The sequence below is a fragment of the Paenibacillus sp. RUD330 genome (assembly GCF_002243345.2).
Taxonomy (GTDB): domain Bacteria; phylum Bacillota; class Bacilli; order Paenibacillales; family Paenibacillaceae; genus Paenibacillus_O.
Window position 1 is genome coordinate 1,975,655 of sequence record NZ_CP022655.2, and the last position, 16,663, is coordinate 1,992,317.

Sequence of the window (16,663 nt, forward strand, 5' to 3'; positions counted from 1 at the left end):
ATGGCTGCCATCCTTGCGCCGCGCAAGCGCGTCAATCGGTCGCTCTCCGGCAGCGTTTCGCTCTTCCTCCTGCTGCTGGTGTTCGGAGCGTTCATGGTGCTGCCCCTCATCTATGCCGTCAATAACGCGTTCAAGCCGCTGGATGAAATCTTTACGTTTCCGCCTACCCTGTTCGTCAAAAATCCAACGTTCAGCAATTTCACCGATCTGATGAATCTGCTCGGCAATACCTGGGTGCCGTTCACCCGGTATGCATTCAATACGATCTTCATTACCGGCCTCGGCATCGTCGGCCATGTGCTGCTCGCCTCGGCGGCAGCCTATCCGCTGGCGAAGCATGTCTTTCCGGGCAAGGGCTTCCTGTTCCAGATCGTCGTCCTGTCGCTCATGTTCACGCCTGCCGTGACGGCGATTCCGAATTATATGATCCTGTCCTGGCTCGGATGGATCGATACCTACTGGGCGGTCATCATTCCCGCCTTCGCCTACTCGCTGGGACTCTATCTCATGAAGCAGTTCATGGAGCAGATTCCCGACGCGCTGCTGGAGGCGGCGAAGATCGACGGAGCCAGCGAGTACCGCATCTGGTGGACCATCGTCATGCCCAACGTCAAGCCGGCCTGGCTGACGCTGATCATCCTGCTCTTCCAGATGCTGTGGGGCAGCGACGGCAACGGCTACATCTACAGCGAGCAGCTCAAGACGCTGCATTACGCCGCCGGGCAGATCGTCCAGGGCGGCATCGCACGCGCCGGAGCCGGAGCCGCCGTCGCTCTCCTTCTGATGAGCGTGCCGATCACGCTGTTCGTATTTTCGCAGAGCCGCATCATCGAGACGATGGCGAGCTCGGGCATGAAGGATTAGGGGGAGAGAAGACATGGCCGTCAAAAAAAGCTTGCTTCTGCTCCTTGGCGCCTCGCTGCTGCTGGGCGGAGCGCTGCCCGCCGCCGCAGGCGCCCCGTATGAGAGCTATCTGTACAATTATTGGGGCGATGCGGTGCCCGCGCCGGACGCTTACATGCCGGATAAGGCTGTCACAGGCGACGATCTGGGCATCGGCAGCTTCGCAGAGCCGTCCGATGTCGCCGTCTCTCCGGCCGGTGAGGTATTCATCCTGGACAGCGGCAACAAGCGCATAGTCGTGCTGGATCAGGAGTACCGGCTCAAGCGTGTGCTGGAGAGTTTTGACAACAACGGGACAGAAGATGGGTTCCAGGGGCCGTCCGGAATCTATGCCGACGAGGAAGGACTCCTCTATGTAGCGGATACGGCGGGCAAGCGGATCGTCGTCCTGAACGCAGAGGGGCGCTTGCAGCGGGTCGTCGACCATCCGCAGTCGGATATTCTGGCCTCAGGCTTCCAGTTCCTCCCGCTCAAGGTGACTGCCGACCGTGCGGGCCGCATCTATGCGGTCGCCCAAGGTGTATTCGAGGGCTTGATGCAGTTCGACGAGCAGGGCCGCTTCATCGGATATATCGGTACGAACAAGGTCAGGAGGGACTACCGCGAGTATATCTGGCGGCTGTTCTCCACGGATGCCCAGCGGGCTCAGGGCGTGCTGTTCGTGCCGACCGAGTTCTCGAATGCGGATGCCGATTACAAGGGCTTCCTGTATGCGACCAATATCGATCCGAACTCTACGGTTCCGATCAAGCGGTTGAATCCGTCCGGCGAGGATGTGCTGAAGCGCTTCGGCTACAACGACGTAAGAGGCGACCTGATCTATCGGACCTCCGTCGGACCCTCCAAAATGATCGACATCAAATTCATCGGCGACGGCATATACAGCGCGCTGGATGCCACCCAGAACCGAATCTTCACCTATGACGACGAAGGCCATCTGCTGTACGTGTTCGGCGGCAAGGGCAATCAGCTCGGCACGCTGAAGACGCCGGTGGCGGTCGAGAAGCTGGGAGGCGACCGCCTCGTGCTCGACCGGGGCAGAGCCAGCCTGGTCGTCTACAAGCCGACAGTCTACGGGGCTGCGATCAATGAAGCCGCGGCTCTTCATTACCGGGGAGAGGATGCGGAGGCGCTGGGCTTGTGGCGCAAGGTGCTGCAGCTCAATTCCAACTTCGACCTCGCGTACATCGGAATCGGCAAGGCTTATTTGATGGACAAGAACAACAAGGCCGCACTGGACTATTTCAAGCTGGGCTCGGACAAAAAGAGCTATTCCGTGGCGTACAAGCGATACCGCAGGGAAATGATGAAGAAACATTTCGGCACCGCCCTTACGGCAGCCGTATCCGCCGCGGCGCTGCTGGCAGGTCTGAAGCTCGCGGCAGCCTGGAGGGGAAGGAGGGAACGGAATCGTGAAGCGAACCTACATTAAATTTCCGCTGCATCTGATCTTCCATCCGTTCGACGCCTTCTGGGATCTCAAAGCCGACAATAGAGGGCGGCTTGGCGTCGCTTTCTCCGCGCTGGGGCTGACGGCGCTGACGATGGTGCTTCAGAAGCAGTACGCAGGCTTTCTGGTCAACGATTTCGATCCCAGGTCTATGAACAGCCTGATGGATATCCTTGCCGTCGTCGCGCCGTTCTTCCTGTGGTGCATCGCCAACTGGGCCGTAACGACGCTGATGGAAGGGGAGGGCAAGTTCAAGGAGATCGTCCTGGCGAGCGGCTACTCTCTCATTCCGATTTTCCTCATCTACCTGCCCATGATCGCCGCGAGCCGGTTCATGGTCCAGGAAGAGACGTCATTCTACGACCTGTTCAATTCCATCGCCGTCGCCTGGTTCCTGCTGCTGCTGTTCATCGGCAACATGACGGTCCATCAGTATTCGGTCGTCAAGACCGTCGTCACCATGGCCCTGTCGGTCATCGTCATGGGAATCATCGTTTTCCTCGGCGCGCTCGTGCTCAGCATGCTGCAGCAGCTGGCCGACTTTCTCATCAATGTGTACCGTGAGCTTACTTATCGCACGTAAAGGAGGCGGCAGCCGTGAACAAACGGCAAAAAACCTACACGGCGCTTGCCTGCGCATGCGCAGCGGCCATCGTCTTATCGGCGCTGCTGCTCGGCAGCCGGGGAGTTCCGGCTGCGGACTTGTCCGCTTATGCGGAGCCGTCCCGCGCAGCCGCCTCTGCGACGGCCGAGGCGGTGGCGCTGGCGTATCTGGACGGGGATGCGGACCCTGTGGAAGGCATGGGGCTGGTCGCCAAGGACGGCGGCATGTCCCTGTACTACAACGAGAAGACGACGGAGATCGCCGTCCGCGACGTCAACGGCCGAATCTGGTACAGCAACCCGCCAGGACGCGTGGAGGACAGCCTGGCCTCCGGCTACGAGAAGGAATCGCTGGCCTCGCAGCTGAGCGTCCAGTTCCGCGATTCGGTCGGCACGAACCAGATCTACACCAACTACGCCCGCAGCATCAGCGGCGGCCAGTTCAAGGCGGCTTCGATCGAGGGCGGCATCCGGATCGAGTACACGCTCGGAGACACTTCCCTCGGCATCAACGCTCTCCCCAGGCTCATCTCCAGGAAGCGGCTGGAGGAGAAGGTCGTCTCCAGGCTGGAGCCGGCGCTCGCCAAGTACGTATCGGCGCGCTATTATGCTTCCGAAGCGAACCCTGAAGTGCTGGAGAGGCTTGACGGCCAAATATCCAAAAAGCTCGTGCTCGACAAGATGGTCGATGCCTTCGAGAAGGCGGGGTATGCCGCCGACGACCTGGCGGCGGACAATGCCGAGAACGGAATCGGGGATGGGGAGGGCAGCGACAAGCCGAGCTTCACGATTCCGGTGGAATACAGGCTCGACCGCGGCAGCCTGCTCGTCACCGTGCCGCTCGGCCAGCTGCAGGAAAGCGGCCCCTTCCGCCTCCGCAGCCTCGATCTGCTGTCCTACTTCGGGGCGGCGGACGACAAGGCGGAAGGATACATGCTCGTTCCCGACGGCTCGGGCAGCCTGATCAACCTGAACAACGGCAAGGTCGCTCAGGAGCAATATGTCCAGCGGGTATACGGCTCCGACCGCAACGACAACAGCCGGACCCGCGGACAGGTGAGCGAGGATGCGAAGCTTCCGGTTTTCGGCATGAAGAGCGGAGACGGGGGCTGGTTCGCCGTCATCGAGAAGGGCGATGCCATCGCCAGCATTGCCGCCGATATCGGCGGCAGGCAGAGCAGCTACAACCATGTATTCGGCAGCTTCGCTCTTCGCGGCGAGGATGAGCTGGAGATGTACACCGGCCAGAAGATGCAGGAGATTCAGCTGCTGTCCGAGGAGCGCTACCGGGGAGACGTCGAGATCCGCTACAGCTTCCTCGGCGGAGCAGAAGCGAGCTATTCCGGCATGGCCCGACTATACCAGCGGCAGCTGGAGGAGCGGGGCGCGCTGAGGCGGCTCGATGGGGAGAGCCCGCTTCCCTTTTTCCTGGACGTCATCGGAACGGTAGACAAGCGGGCGTCGCTGGCCGGCGTCCCTTACCGCGAGACGACAGCGCTCACTACCTTCAAGCAAGCCGGCGAGATGCACAGCTTGCTGCGGGAGAACGGCGTCACGGCCGTGCAGATGCGCTATCTCGGCTGGTTCGGAGGAGGCGTCAACCACCATTCGCCTTCTTCGGTCAGAATCGACTCCGAGGCGGGCAGCGCAGCCGGGCTGAGGTCGCTGGCGAAACAGCTGGATGGCGGAGGAGGCATGCTGTTCCCGGATGTCGCTTTCCAGACGGCATATAAAAATGACCGGGGTTTCGCCCCGGCCTCCGATGCGGCCAGATTCGTGACCAAAGAGCAGGCGAAGCTGTATCCGTACAATCCTGCGCTGAGCCGCATGGACAGCACGAAGCCGGCTTATTACCTGCTGTCCCCGGCCAAGCTTCCTTATTATGTCGGCGAGTTCAGCTCTGATTACGGCAAGCTCGGCATCGGATCGCTGTCGCTGCGGGATCTTGGCGGCGAGCTGGCAGCCGACTACAGGGACAGCCGGCCTGTATTCCGCGAGACGGCCAAGGCTATCGCCAAGGAGCAGCTCGGAAAGCTGAAGCTGGCCTATCCGCAGCTGCTCATCCAGTCTCCGAATGCCTATGCGCTTCCATTCAGCAGCCGGCTGGTCGGCGTTCCGTCCGGCTCCAGCGGCTTTACTCTGACGGACGAAGCCATCCCCTTTTATCAAATGGTGCTCCATGGCTACGCCGATTACGCGGGCGAGCCGATGAACCGCTCCGGCGACTCCGATCTGCGGCTGCAGCTCCTGAAAAGCCTCGAGCTCGGAGCGGCTCCGCGCTTCGAGTGGAGCTGGCTGCCATCTTCGGCGCTCAAGCTGACCGATTTCGAGCAGCTATACTCAACCGGATACGAGGCTTGGCTGGCTGATGCGGCCGAGCTGTACAAGGAGGCGGACAAGGTTCTCGGTCCACTGCGAGGGGTGAGGATCAAGAGTCATGAGATCATCAAGGAAGGGCTCGTCCTGGTCAGCTATGAGAACGGAGCATGGGTCGCCGTCAATTACACGAAGCGATCTGCCACGGTAGGCGGCGTGACGATAGAGCCGGAAAGCTACGCGACGGGAGGGACGGCTGGATGAAGACGATCGGAATCTCTTTTCGCACGCGCAGGACGCTGCTTGGCCTTGCCTTCATCTCTCCTTGGCTGGCTGGCTTCCTGCTTCTGTTCGCGGTGCCGCTGGTCCAATCCCTGCGCTTCAGCTTCAGCAAGCTGAGCATTGCGCCGGAAGGATACGCTCTTGAACCGATCGGCTGGGCCAACTTCAAGGAATCGCTGTTCGTCCATGCGAGCTTCAACCGGGTGCTGGCGGATTCCATCGCCCAGATGGCTCTCAACGTGCCGATGATCCTGTTTTTCAGCCTGTTCACGGCGACGCTGCTGAATCAGAAGTTCCGCGGACGGGCCCTTGCCCGGTCGGTGTTCTTCCTCCCTGTCATTCTGGCATCAAGCGCGGTGGCCGCAGCGGAGTCGGCCGGACTCATCAACCTGATGGGAGATGCCAACGCCATCGAGGCTACTAGCGGAGCGGGGGTTTCCTACAATATTCTGTCCATGGTGCGCATGCTTTCGGATGTCGGCATTCCTTCCGCGTTCACCGACTATATCGTGGAAGCGATTCTGCGGATCTATGAAATCATCAGCAGCTCCGGCGTGCAGATTCTGATCTTCATCGCCGCGCTTCAGTCCGTGCCGGGCTCCATGTATGAGGTAGCCAAGATCGAAGGAGCAACCGCCTACGAGTCCTTCTGGAAGATTACGTTCCCGATGGTCAGCCCGCTGATTCTGACGAATGTGATCTATACGGTCATTGATTCCTTTGCCGGCAGCCCCGTAACCAAAATCATCTACGAGACGGCCTTCAAGACGCAGAACTTCGGCCTCAGCTCGTCCATGGCCTGGCTGTACACGCTTGTCGTGGGCGTCCTGCTGATCGTCATCGGATGGGTGCTGTCGCGCCGCATTCACTACCATTAATGAATTCACAGGGGGTGCAGGGCATGGCAGCCGATCCGGCCCGTTCGATTCCTTCCGGCATCCGCAAGATGAGCTCCGGCTCTATCCGGCTCAAGAAAGCAGGCGGCCAGGCGTCGGACATCTTATCCTTCATTTTCAGGTATGCGCTTGTCATTGGCATATCGTTCATCATCCTCTATCCGATCCTGCTCAAGATCTCCGTCGCCTTCAAGGACAAGATCGACCTGTACGATCCGACGATTTTTGTCATTCCGAAGCATTACACGCTGGACAATATCCGGATGGCGATGCAGATCATGGACTATGGTCCGCTGCTGGCCAACACGCTGCTGTTCGTCGCTGTGACGACAGCTCTGACGACGGCGTCCTGCGCGCTGGCCGGCTACGGCTTCGCCCGGTTTTCTTTCCCGGGCAGCAATGTGCTCTTCGCGCTCGTCATCCTGACCATTCTGGTGCCGACAAGCACATTGATGGTGCCGATGTACCTGCATTTCCGCAGCTTCGACCTGTTCGGCCTCTATGAGCGGGTAAGCGGCCATTCCGGCGTGAATCTGCTCAACACCTATTGGCCGTCCATCATTACGGCGGCGACGGCTATGGGACTGAAGGCGGGACTGTTCATCTACATCTTCCGGCAGTTTTTCAAAGGCATGCCCAAGGAGATCGAGGAAGCCGCCCTGATCGACGGCGCAGGCGGAATCCGCACGTTTACCGGCATCATGCTGCCCAATGCGGTTTCTCCGCTCATTACGGTCATCCTGTTCTCGTTTGTATGGCAGTACAACGACACGCTCTATACCTCCCTCTTCATGAGCGAAAGCGCGCTGATGCCGTTGAAGGTGGCTTCGCTGCCGGCGCAGGCCAATCAGCTCATTCCTCAGCTGATGGGCTATGCGTCCAGCTCCGGCATCAAATCCGATCCCAACCATGTCGCCATGATCGTCGATACGGGCATTCTGCTCGCGATCGCGCCGCTCATCCTGCTGTATCTGGCCGTGCAGCGATACTTTGTGGAAAGCATCGAGCGCTCAGGCATCATTGGATGACCGCCGCTGGGGAGGAGTCGGGATGAACAGGAAGCTCCGCCGCTTGCTGGCGGCCGCTGCGCTGGTCCTGATCGGAGGAGCAGAGCCGTTGTTCAACGGGCTGCTTCGCGGACAGCAGCCTACGGCGATTCGTCTTGAAGCGGAGGACGGCGAGCTGGCAGGTCCGTCGGTTGGCACGGATGCGGCCGGATATTCCGGCGCCGGTTATGTTACCGGCTTCGTCGCCGAAGGCGATGCCGTCGTATTCAAGCTGGAGGCGGCCAAGTCCGGACTGTACGAGATCCGGCTCGGCTACCGTTCGGACAGCGGCGACAAAAGGACGAATCTGGGCTTGAACGGAGAGCCTCTCGGCGAAATCTTCTTAAAGCAGAGCGGCGGTTTTACTGAAACATCCGCAGGAAAGGCGCTTCTGCGCCAAGGAGAAAACCGGATCGTGCTCTCCCGCGGATGGGGCTATTACGACATCGATTACTTGACCTACAAGGAGACGAAGCCTGTGAAAGCCCCACGTATCGACGGCAGCCTGGTCAACAAGAACGCAACGCCCGAGGCGAAGCGGCTGATGCGCTTTCTGGCGGTCAGCTTCGGCAAGGCGACCCTGTCCGGCCAGCAGGAATACAGCAATCTGGGCTGGATCCATGAGCTTACGGGCAAGCAGCCGGCGGTGATGGGCTTCGACCTGATCGAGTATTCGCCCTCCCGCGTCATACGGGGGGCGCATTCGCAGGAGATCGAGCATATGCTCGACTGGCATGCCAAGGGCGGGATCGCGACGTTATGCTGGCATTGGAACGCACCCAAGGACCTGATCGACGAGCCGGGCAAAGAATGGTGGAGCGGCTTCTATACACGGGCGACAACCTTCGACGTGGAGAAGGCGATGGACGATCCGCAGTCGGTGGAGCATAAGCTGCTCCTGAGCGACATCGAGGCCGTCGCTGTCCAGCTGCAACGTCTGTACGACGCGAAGGTTCCGGTATTATGGCGTCCGCTCCATGAGGCGGAGGGAGGCTGGTTCTGGTGGGGAGCGAAAGGGCCTGAACCGGCCAAGAAGCTGTACCGGCTCCTATACGACAAGCTGGCGATCGAGCATGGCTTCGACAACCTCATCTGGGTATGGAACTCTGAGGATCCGAAGTGGTACCCCGGGGACGATGTCGTCGATATCGTCAGCGTCGATCATTATCCTGAGCCCGGCGATCATGGAGCGGTGAATGGACGGTTCGAGAAGCTTGTCCAGCTGAGCGGCGGCCATAAGCTGATCGCGTTGGCGGAAAACGGCGCCATTCCCGATCCGGATCAGATGAAGATGCATGGCGCCTTCTGGAGCTGGTTCTGCACCTGGACCGGAGAGTTTCTCCAGGACGGCAGGCACAACAATCCGGATTTCCTTCGGAAGGTGTATGCGGATGAGAGAGTCGTTACGCTCGACGAGCTGCCCTGGAATAAGGAAGGATAGGGTGAACGGGCTTAGTGATTTTTGCCGTCAAGCCTTCTCTTTTCCATCCCGGTTCACATTCAGTTCACAGAGATGTTTTATCCTTCATGCAGAATCAGTTAGAGGAGGAACCTGCTGTGAACCAAAATCATAGGAAAGAGACCAAAGGAGAATGGGCTGTCGAGGCCAGGGGGCTCGTCAAGACGTTCGGAGACAACCGGGCGGTGGACGGTGTCGATCTGAACGTGCGGGCCGGGTCGATCTACGGCGTTCTCGGGCCGAACGGAGCGGGCAAGACGACGACGATCCGCATGCTGGCCACGCTGCTCAAAGCCGATGCCGGATCGGCGAAAATCTTCGGCCACGATACGGTGAAGGAAGCCCAGATCGTCCGCCAGCTGATCGGCGTGACCGGGCAGTACGCGTCCGTCGACGAGTCGCTCAGCGCGACGGAGAATCTCGTGATCTTCTCCCGTCTGCTCGGGCTCGGACGCAAGGAGGCGAAGCGCAAGGCGGAGGAGCTGCTGGAGGAATTCGGCTTGACGGAAGCGGCCAGAAGGCCGCTCAAAAACTTCTCCGGCGGCATGCGCAGGCGGCTCGATCTGGCGGCAAGCCTCATCGCGCAGCCGCCGCTCATCTTCCTGGATGAACCGACGACCGGCCTGGACCCGCGCACCCGCACGCAAATGTGGGATACGATCCGCCGCCTCGTGAAAACGGGGTCGACGGTGCTGCTTACGACACAATACCTCGACGAGGCCGATCAGCTGGCCGACCGGATCGCGGTCATCGACCGGGGCTGCGTCGTCGCCGAGGGCACCGTCGACGAGCTGAAGGCCTCGGTCGGCACCTCATCGCTGCATCTGAAGCTTGAGAATGCGCTGCAGACCGGCAGCGCGCGCAGAATCGTCGACCGCGTGCTCGGCGTCGCATCCGTCCTGTCGTCGGAAGCCGGCAAAATCACCGCGCCGATGGCCAACGCCGATGTCATCACCGACCTGCTCATCGAGCTTCGTGCTGAGGGGATATCGCTGTCGGAGCTCAGCGTGCAGAAACCGACGCTCGACGAGGTGTTTTTGACGATTACCGGCCATGAGGTCAAGCAGGAAGCGGAAGCCGCTTCCGCCAAGGAGGCGACGGCATGAGCCAACCAACCGCACGCACGCTCAAAAACCATACGGGCTTGGGCCAAACGATCCGCAATTCGCTCACGATGGCCTACCGTGGGCTGCTGAAGATCAAGCGCACGCCGGAGCAATTGTTCGACGTCACGCTTCAGCCGATCATTTTCACCCTGATGTTCACCTATATATTCGGAGGCGCCATCTCGGGCGATGTGGCGAGCTACCTGCCGATCATCATTCCCGGCATTCTCGTGCAGACGGTCATCGGCACCTCTGTCGTCACCGGCGTCCAGCTGCGGGAGGATATGGACAAAGGCGTGTTCGACCGCTTCAAATCGCTGCCGATCGCGCGCATCGCGCCGCTGGCGGGAGCGCTGCTCGCCGATACGATCCGTTATACGATCGCAACCGTCCTGACCTTCACGATGGGCTTCATCATGGGCTACAGACCTGAGGGCGGACTGGGGAATATCGTCCTTGCCGCGCTGCTGGTCATCGCATGCGCCTGGGCGATCAGCTGGATCTTCGCCTTCTTCGGCGTCATCGCGCGCACCGCATCCAGCGTGCAGGGCATCTCGATGCTCGTTCTGTTCCCGCTGACCTTCCTGTCCAATGCCTTCGTTCCGGTCGATACGATGCCGAACTGGCTGCAATTTTTCGTGAAGATCAATCCGATCACCCATCTCGTCAGCGCTGTCCGGCAATTGGCCAACAACGGGACGGTGGGCTGGGATCTGAGCCTGTCGCTTATCGGCGCGGCCGTCATTGTCGCCATATTCGCCCCGATCACTGTCCGCGCGTATATGAAGAGGACCTAGAGGAGCGAAGCAGGCCAGCCGGGTTATCAGAAGCCAGCTGTGGACACTCGGGTGCAGGCCGCCGCCAAAACGATGGAATGGCATTTGCAGTGGGGCAGTTCGGATCGTTCCGCAAGGGGCCGCATCTTTCGAAGTCCTGAAGTCCTGGGACTCCCGTTATCCACCGCTTTTCACGGTTGAAAAAACCGCCGCCCGCCGCGGCGGTTTTTTTGCATTCCTTTGAATCGACCCGTCCGGCACAAGCGGCAGAAGACATGCCGGAATCAGCCATGCATAGCGGCCTTCGCGGAGGGCAACCTATTTGCGTTCGCCATTATAGATCAAATGGAGGTCAAACCAATGAAAAAGCTCGCTCTTACGCTTGTTGCCGCAGCAGGAATCGCCTCATCGCTCGCAAGTCCCGCATTCGCCAACAACAACGATATGATGCGGAATATGGAGCGTGGAATCAATGCCGACTTTAACGGCACAAGCTTGATGGACGGCAAGGGCGCCGGCCGCATGGGGATGAACGACATGGGCATGAAACGCGCAGGCACGAACGGAGTCGGACTGAATGTCACTCCCAGCTATCCAAGCACGTACGGAACAGGCTTGAACCGCACCGGCACCGGCACAGGCTACGGAATGAACGGCGTCTCCTCGTATGGAACCGGACTGGACGGCACCCGCATGAACGACTACCGGACCAACAGCTACAACACGAACGGCCTTGCCGCCAAAAATTACACGGCCAAAGCCGCCAACGGCAAGAGCGGCTCCAACTGGGGCTGGCTCGGCTTGCTCGGCCTGTTCGGCCTTGCAGGCATGAGGAACCGCAATCCGGAGCGCCATTAACCAACTGACAAGGGCCGCAGCTGACGCTGCGGCCTTTTTGGCTTCATTTCTCCGGAAACAGAAGATCGGAGCAATTCGGCTGCCTGCAAGAATGAAGGGCAGTGCAGAGCGAGGAATGCTTCCGTTATTCCCCCGGCTCCGCTTTTCTTGTAAAGGATAGAACGATGTCCTGGGCGTGGTCTCCGAAATCCGAGCCGAACAGGTTCAGTCCGCGCGCGTTGGCGGCATTCTCGGCGATCTCGAAGCGGATTCGGACGGGCTCGCTGTAGGAAAGCCCGAGCGCATCGATGGAAAGGTCTCCGCAAGAAGCGCCATTGATCAGGCTTCCCGTCCGGGTTACTTTCCATTCCGTCAGCAGGCCATACTCGGTATTGCCCCGCCATTTCTCCGGCGTGAACCGGCCTTTGCGGCCGCCGAAATCGCCCGGGCTCGTCCAGGTTCCGACAAGCAGATCGTTCATATAGAGCGAGATGTCGGACGGCCACTCTTCGCGGAAGCCCGGCGCCTCCGAGCACAGCTCCGCCGTCAGGCTGATCGCCTCGAGCTCGGTGCCGGGCGGCATCAGATTGGCGAAGCGATATTCGAGGCTCCCGCTGCCTGAGAACCATACTACGGAGGCGTGAATGCGGTCCGGCATGTAGAACACCCGCGGATCGTCCGGCGATCCGATGCCGGAGCCGTCGCGCGAAGCCATGCCGCAGGGCGGCTGGACGGAGCAGGCGGAGAACATGCCGATCGGCATGCGGATTTGTTCCGTGCGGTGCAGGGCGTCGCCGGCTCTGGCCGGCATTTCCAGCAGGATGGAGCGGTAATTGACGGAGCAGATCTTCTCCCGGGCGGAGCCTTGGCGGCAGGCGATCAGCTCGGCCTGCTCCAGCGTCTGGACGTTGATGGATATGGTCGGCTGGGCCGCGCCGAGCACCTCCGCCAGCTGGCTGACGCTCATCGGCTTCTCTCCGAGCGCCTCCAGAATCCGCAGCCGGACGTCGCTGGAGAGAGCCTTTGCCACGTCGATCATCCGGGAAGCCGGGTAGCGGATCAGTTCCTGTTTCGTTTCGCTCATGTCAACGCTTCCTTTACATAAATGAATAGCTTCAGTCTACAAGGAATTCGAAACATTGTAAAATTATAATGTACATTGCCTAATTCATATATAGCTGATAGAATGGGTTCAATTCCCATTCGAAAGGTGTGTGCCGAATGCTTGAATCCATAACCGCCCATGCAGGCCTCCTGATTCCCCGTCCTGAATACCCCCGACCGGATTGGGAACGGGGCGATTGGCTCAATCTCAACGGATCCTGGTCTTTCCGGCTGGATCAGGAAGGAATAGGCGCATCGGAAGGCTGGCAGTCCAAGGATGAGAGCCACTTCGGCTCGACCATTATGGTACCGTTTTCATGGGCGAGTCCCTTATCCGGAATCGGGGAGAACGTGAAGGGGACCGGATGGTATCGCCGCACAGCGAGCTGGGCTCCCTCGGAAGCCGGCTCTCTCGTGTTCCTCCGCTTCGGCGCGGCAGATTACGAATGCGATGTCTGGGTGAACGGGCTGCATGCCGGTTCCCATCAGGGCGGGTACGGCACGTTCGAGTTCGACGTCACCTCGGCCTGGAAGACGGAGGAGGAGAACGTAATCGTCGTGCGCGCGCAGGATGAGGATCACAGCCATCAGGCCCGGGGCAAGCAAGGCTACGGGGAAATCCGCGGCATCTGGCAGACGGTATGGCTGGAGGCCCGTCCCGAGGCCTATATCCGGCATGCGAAATTCAGCACCTTCATCGATGGAACCGTGGAGCTCAGCGCGGTCATCAGCGCCGCGCAGGATGGGGAAGCGCGGCTTGCGCTCGATTTCCCGGAAGGCGGCGTCACGGCTCAATCCGTGCATCGGCTGAAGAAGGGCGACAATGAAGTCTCCGTGTCCTTCCAGGTGGAGGAGCCGCAGCTGTGGAGTCCGGAAACGCCTCATCTGTACGAAGGAGCCGTCACCTTGACTACCCTCTCCGGAGAGGACAGGGTGTCCACGTACTTCGGCATCCGCGAGATCGGCACAGCCCGGTTCGGGGAGCGCGGCTACCGCTGGCTGACGCTGAACGGCAAGCCGGTCTATTTGAACGGAACGCTGGACCAGGCTTATCACCGGACCGGTTATTTCACCTATCCGTGCGACCGGGACATGCAGGACGAGATCTATATGATGAAGCGGCTCGGCCTCAACTTCGTCCGCATCCACATCAAGCCGGAGGAGCCCCGCAAGCTGTATTGGGCCGACAAGCTGGGCATTCTCGTCATGGAGGACATGCCCTGCTTCTGGGGCGATCCGGACGAGTCGGCACGGGCGTCGTATGAGCGCGAAGCGCTGGAGACGATACAGAGGGATATCAATCATCCGTCCATCTTCTCGTGGGTCATGTTCAATGAGACCTGGGGGCTGAAAACGGACAGCAGGACGGTATCCGTGACGGGAGACGCGGCGCATCGGCAGCTGTACCTTCCCGAGACGCAGGAATGGGTCAGGGAGCGCTACCGGTGGGCCAAAAGCATCGATCCGACGCGCATCGTGGAGGACAATTCTCCGTGCAACTGGGACCATGTGGAGTCGGATCTCAACTCCTGGCACTTCTACATCAACGGCTACCGGCAGCTGCGCGACCACCTGGAGCATGTCGCCGCGGGAACCTTCCCGGGGTCGGAGCTGAACTACATCGGCGGCAACAAGCAGTCGGACGCGCCGCTGATGAACAGCGAATGCGGCAACGTCTGGGGCATCGAGGGAGGGGCCGGCGACAGCGACCTGGCTTGGCATTACCGGTACATGCTCAATGAGTTCCGGCGCCACGACAAGCTGTGCGGCTTCGTGTTCACGGAATTCCGGGACGTCACCAACGAATTCAACGGCTACTACCGGCTGGACGGCTCGGCCAAAGACTTCGGTTATGACGGCATCGTACCGGGCATGACGCTGCGCGACCTGCATGCGGCGGATTTCATCGTCGTGGATGCGGCTCCATGCGCGACGGTGGATGCCGGAGCGGAAGCGACGGTGCCGCTGCTCCGCTCCAGCTTCTCCGACCGCTATCATGGCGAGAGGCTGACGCTGGAATGGGAGCTCGCCTATGACGAGCTCGGGGTGCGCCGGGTCGAGAGCAGCGGAGCCGTCCCGTTGGATTGGGACGGCTACGGAGCCTCCGAGCTGCCGCCGCTCGTGCTGACGATGCCGCAGCGCGACGCGCTGGCGATCCTTGGCCTGCGTCTCGTGGACGGCCAAGGGACGGTCGTGACGCGGAACTTCACTTCGTTCGACGTCCGGAGCGGGCGTCAGGGAGGACGATACGGAACGGACGGCAGCACGCTCGGCATTCCGGTCGGCTCGTTCTCGGAGCACAGCTTTGCTTCCCAATGGGAGGCCATCGGCGGCCACAAGCAGAACGGCGGCAAGGAAGGCTCGTTCTTCTTCGACGCGGTGCTGCCGGATGCCGGGGAGCAGGCCTTGATCACGGACGTGGACATCTGGTTCGAAGCCAGCTCCAAGCGGCTGCTCGCCCGCAACTGCGAAGGCGGCAAAGAGCAGCGGACCGACATCAATTATATGCACGGGGATTCCGCGGACGCCGAATGGAACAAGAACAGCTACCCCATGACGGGAGAACAGAGGCATGAATCCCGGGTTGAGGTGCTGATCGACGGCGAACCAGCCGCCAGCTTCGCGCTGCCGGACAATCCCGCCGACGCGCGCGGCATTCTCTCCTGGCATTATCAGCCCGTTGACAACAAGCTGGACGAAGCCGGTTCCTACGGCTATCTGTGCCGGGCGTCACTGCCGCCGCGGCTGGTTGCCAAGCTGGATTCAGCCCGCCGCTTCAAGCTGGAGCTGAGGGCCTCGGAGGGCGGGCTCGCCCTGTACGGACGCAACGCCGGCCGGTATCCGATCGACTTGGTTGTCCGCTGCCGTTAAAGCTCGGAGCCTATGAGGCGCAAAAAGCATCCCTCCAATAAAGAGGGATGCCTCCATTGAAGGAGGAGACATGCATGAGAGGAATCGTGAACCCCGTGATACCGGGTTATTATGCCGATCCGGAAGCCCGGATCTATGAAGGGAAGTTTTGGATCTACGCGACCCGTTCCTTCACGGCCTACACCGACCAGATGAATCTGGACGCATTCAGCTCCGATGATCTGATCCACTGGCACAAGCATGAGGGCATTGTCGAGATGGAAGGCTTCCCGCATATATGGAGGGCGGTCTGGGCTCCTACGATCATCGAGCGCGGCGGAAAGTACTATTTGATCTTCGCCAGCAACGACATCCAGTCGGACGAGGAGACCGGAGGCTTGGAGATAGCGGTCGCGGACAGTCCGGCAGGCCCATTCCGAGCCTATCTCGGCCGGCCGCTCGTAGACCGCTTCGTTCATGGGGCGCAGCCGATCGACGCCCATCTGTTCAAGGACGACGATGGAGCGGTCTATCTCTACTACGGCGGCTGGAAGCATTGCAACGCGGCCCGCATGAATGAGGAGATGACCGGCTTCGAGCCGCTTGAATGCGGGGAGGAGATCCACTCCATCACTCCGCCCGGGTATGTGGAGGGACCCTGCATGCTGAAGAAGGGCGGCCTCTATTATTTGATGTGGTCGATGGGCGGCTGGACCAACGGCACTTACCGCGTCGCATACGGCACCAGCGGCAGTCCGCTGGGACCGTTCGAGAACAAGGGAACGATATTGGAGAGCCAGCCTCCGGTCGCCGAAGGTCCGGGCCATCACGGGTATCTGCATCTGGCGGAAGAGGACGAATGGCTGATCGTGTACCATCGGCGGATCATCGGCGACCGCGATCCCGGCAGCCGGATCCTCTGCATCGACCGGATGCAGGTGGAGGACGGCATCATCAGGCCGATTGTCATGACAGATGAATGGTAGGCAGGCCTGAGATCCGGATGGGAAGAAAAGGGAATGCAACCGTATAAGC

General features: G+C 60.4%; 13 protein-coding genes. 12 read left to right on the forward strand and 1 reads right to left on the reverse strand.

Features of this window, described 5'->3' with window-relative positions:
- From CIC07_RS08820 to CIC07_RS25380, 10 genes are all read left to right on the forward strand, one after another.
- Entirely contained in the window at positions 1 to 864 is an 864-nt protein-coding gene (locus tag CIC07_RS08820; RefSeq protein WP_076358255.1) for a carbohydrate ABC transporter permease, read from the forward strand.
- A gap of 13 nt (positions 865 to 877) precedes the next feature.
- On the forward strand, positions 878 to 2,335 hold the full coding sequence (locus tag CIC07_RS08825; protein WP_076358254.1) for an NHL repeat-containing protein: 1,458 nt from the start codon (positions 878 to 880) through the stop codon (positions 2,333 to 2,335).
- The gene (locus CIC07_RS08830; RefSeq protein ID WP_076358253.1) at positions 2,316 to 2,936 is read left to right on the forward strand and encodes a Yip1 family protein; all 621 of its coding nucleotides are present in this window, start codon (positions 2,316 to 2,318) and stop codon (positions 2,934 to 2,936) included. The genes CIC07_RS08825 and CIC07_RS08830 overlap by 20 nt, the downstream gene beginning before the upstream one ends.
- A gap of 14 nt (positions 2,937 to 2,950) precedes the next feature.
- On the forward strand, positions 2,951 to 5,536 hold the full coding sequence (locus CIC07_RS08835) for a DUF5696 domain-containing protein (protein ID WP_076358252.1): 2,586 nt from the start codon (positions 2,951 to 2,953) through the stop codon (positions 5,534 to 5,536).
- Positions 5,533 to 6,432 carry a carbohydrate ABC transporter permease gene (locus CIC07_RS08840; RefSeq protein ID WP_076358251.1) on the forward strand — a complete coding sequence of 300 codons (900 nt, stop codon included), beginning with the start codon at positions 5,533 to 5,535 and terminating at the stop codon, positions 6,430 to 6,432. The genes CIC07_RS08835 and CIC07_RS08840 overlap by 4 nt, the downstream gene beginning before the upstream one ends.
- A 68-nt stretch (positions 6,433 to 6,500) precedes the next feature.
- Positions 6,501 to 7,478 (forward strand): carbohydrate ABC transporter permease, encoded by a 978-nt coding sequence (locus CIC07_RS08845; RefSeq protein WP_076358520.1) that lies wholly within the window; start codon positions 6,501 to 6,503, stop codon positions 7,476 to 7,478.
- 22 nt (positions 7,479 to 7,500) lie between these two features.
- Positions 7,501 to 8,937 (forward strand): glycosyl hydrolase, encoded by a 1,437-nt coding sequence (locus CIC07_RS08850; protein ID WP_076358250.1) that lies wholly within the window; start codon positions 7,501 to 7,503, stop codon positions 8,935 to 8,937.
- 116 nt (positions 8,938 to 9,053) lie between these two features.
- Entirely contained in the window at positions 9,054 to 10,061 is a 1,008-nt protein-coding gene (locus CIC07_RS08855) for an ATP-binding cassette domain-containing protein (protein ID WP_234993017.1), read from the forward strand.
- The gene (locus CIC07_RS08860; RefSeq protein WP_076358248.1) at positions 10,058 to 10,858 is read left to right on the forward strand and encodes an ABC transporter permease; all 801 of its coding nucleotides are present in this window, start codon (positions 10,058 to 10,060) and stop codon (positions 10,856 to 10,858) included. The genes CIC07_RS08855 and CIC07_RS08860 overlap by 4 nt, the downstream gene beginning before the upstream one ends.
- Before the next feature lie 339 nt (positions 10,859 to 11,197).
- The gene (locus CIC07_RS25380) at positions 11,198 to 11,695 is read left to right on the forward strand and encodes a WGxxGxxG family protein (RefSeq protein WP_076358247.1); all 498 of its coding nucleotides are present in this window, start codon (positions 11,198 to 11,200) and stop codon (positions 11,693 to 11,695) included.
- A 124-nt stretch (positions 11,696 to 11,819) separates the two neighbouring features.
- Here CIC07_RS25380 and CIC07_RS08870 read toward each other — a convergent pair whose 3' ends face one another.
- On the reverse strand, positions 11,820 to 12,758 hold the full coding sequence (locus CIC07_RS08870) for an ArsR/SmtB family transcription factor (RefSeq protein WP_076358246.1): 939 nt from the start codon (positions 12,756 to 12,758) through the stop codon (positions 11,820 to 11,822).
- Between the two features lie 137 nt (positions 12,759 to 12,895).
- Between CIC07_RS08870 and CIC07_RS08875 the strand changes: the two genes are divergently transcribed.
- Positions 12,896 to 15,649, forward strand: a complete 2,754-nt coding sequence (locus tag CIC07_RS08875) for a glycoside hydrolase family 2 protein (RefSeq protein WP_076358245.1) — start codon at positions 12,896 to 12,898, stop codon at positions 15,647 to 15,649.
- Between the two features lie 74 nt (positions 15,650 to 15,723).
- Positions 15,724 to 16,614, forward strand: coding sequence for a glycoside hydrolase family 43 protein (locus CIC07_RS08880; protein ID WP_076358244.1), 891 nt, complete (start codon positions 15,724 to 15,726; stop codon positions 16,612 to 16,614).
- Positions 16,615 to 16,663: the final 49 nt, after the last annotated feature.

Bases quoted from the DNA above. Each gene is read 5' to 3' on its own strand.
- CIC07_RS08875 (WP_076358245.1), top strand. From the start codon at position 12,896: ATGCTTGAATCCATAACCGCCCATGCAGGCCTCCTGATTCCCCGTCCT.
- CIC07_RS08820 (WP_076358255.1), top strand. From the start codon at position 1: ATGGCTGCCATCCTTGCGCCGCGCAAGCGCGTCAATCGGTCGCTCTCC.
- CIC07_RS08845 (WP_076358520.1), top strand. From the start codon at position 6,501: ATGAGCTCCGGCTCTATCCGGCTCAAGAAAGCAGGCGGCCAGGCGTCG.
- CIC07_RS08880 (WP_076358244.1), top strand. From the start codon at position 15,724: ATGAGAGGAATCGTGAACCCCGTGATACCGGGTTATTATGCCGATCCG.
- CIC07_RS08825 (WP_076358254.1), top strand. From the start codon at position 878: ATGGCCGTCAAAAAAAGCTTGCTTCTGCTCCTTGGCGCCTCGCTGCTG.
- CIC07_RS08860 (WP_076358248.1), top strand. From the start codon at position 10,058: ATGAGCCAACCAACCGCACGCACGCTCAAAAACCATACGGGCTTGGGC.
- CIC07_RS25380 (WP_076358247.1), top strand. From the start codon at position 11,198: ATGAAAAAGCTCGCTCTTACGCTTGTTGCCGCAGCAGGAATCGCCTCA.
- CIC07_RS08840 (WP_076358251.1), top strand. From the start codon at position 5,533: ATGAAGACGATCGGAATCTCTTTTCGCACGCGCAGGACGCTGCTTGGC.
- CIC07_RS08850 (WP_076358250.1), top strand. From the start codon at position 7,501: ATGAACAGGAAGCTCCGCCGCTTGCTGGCGGCCGCTGCGCTGGTCCTG.
- CIC07_RS08870 (WP_076358246.1), bottom strand. From the start codon at position 12,758: ATGAGCGAAACGAAACAGGAACTGATCCGCTACCCGGCTTCCCGGATG.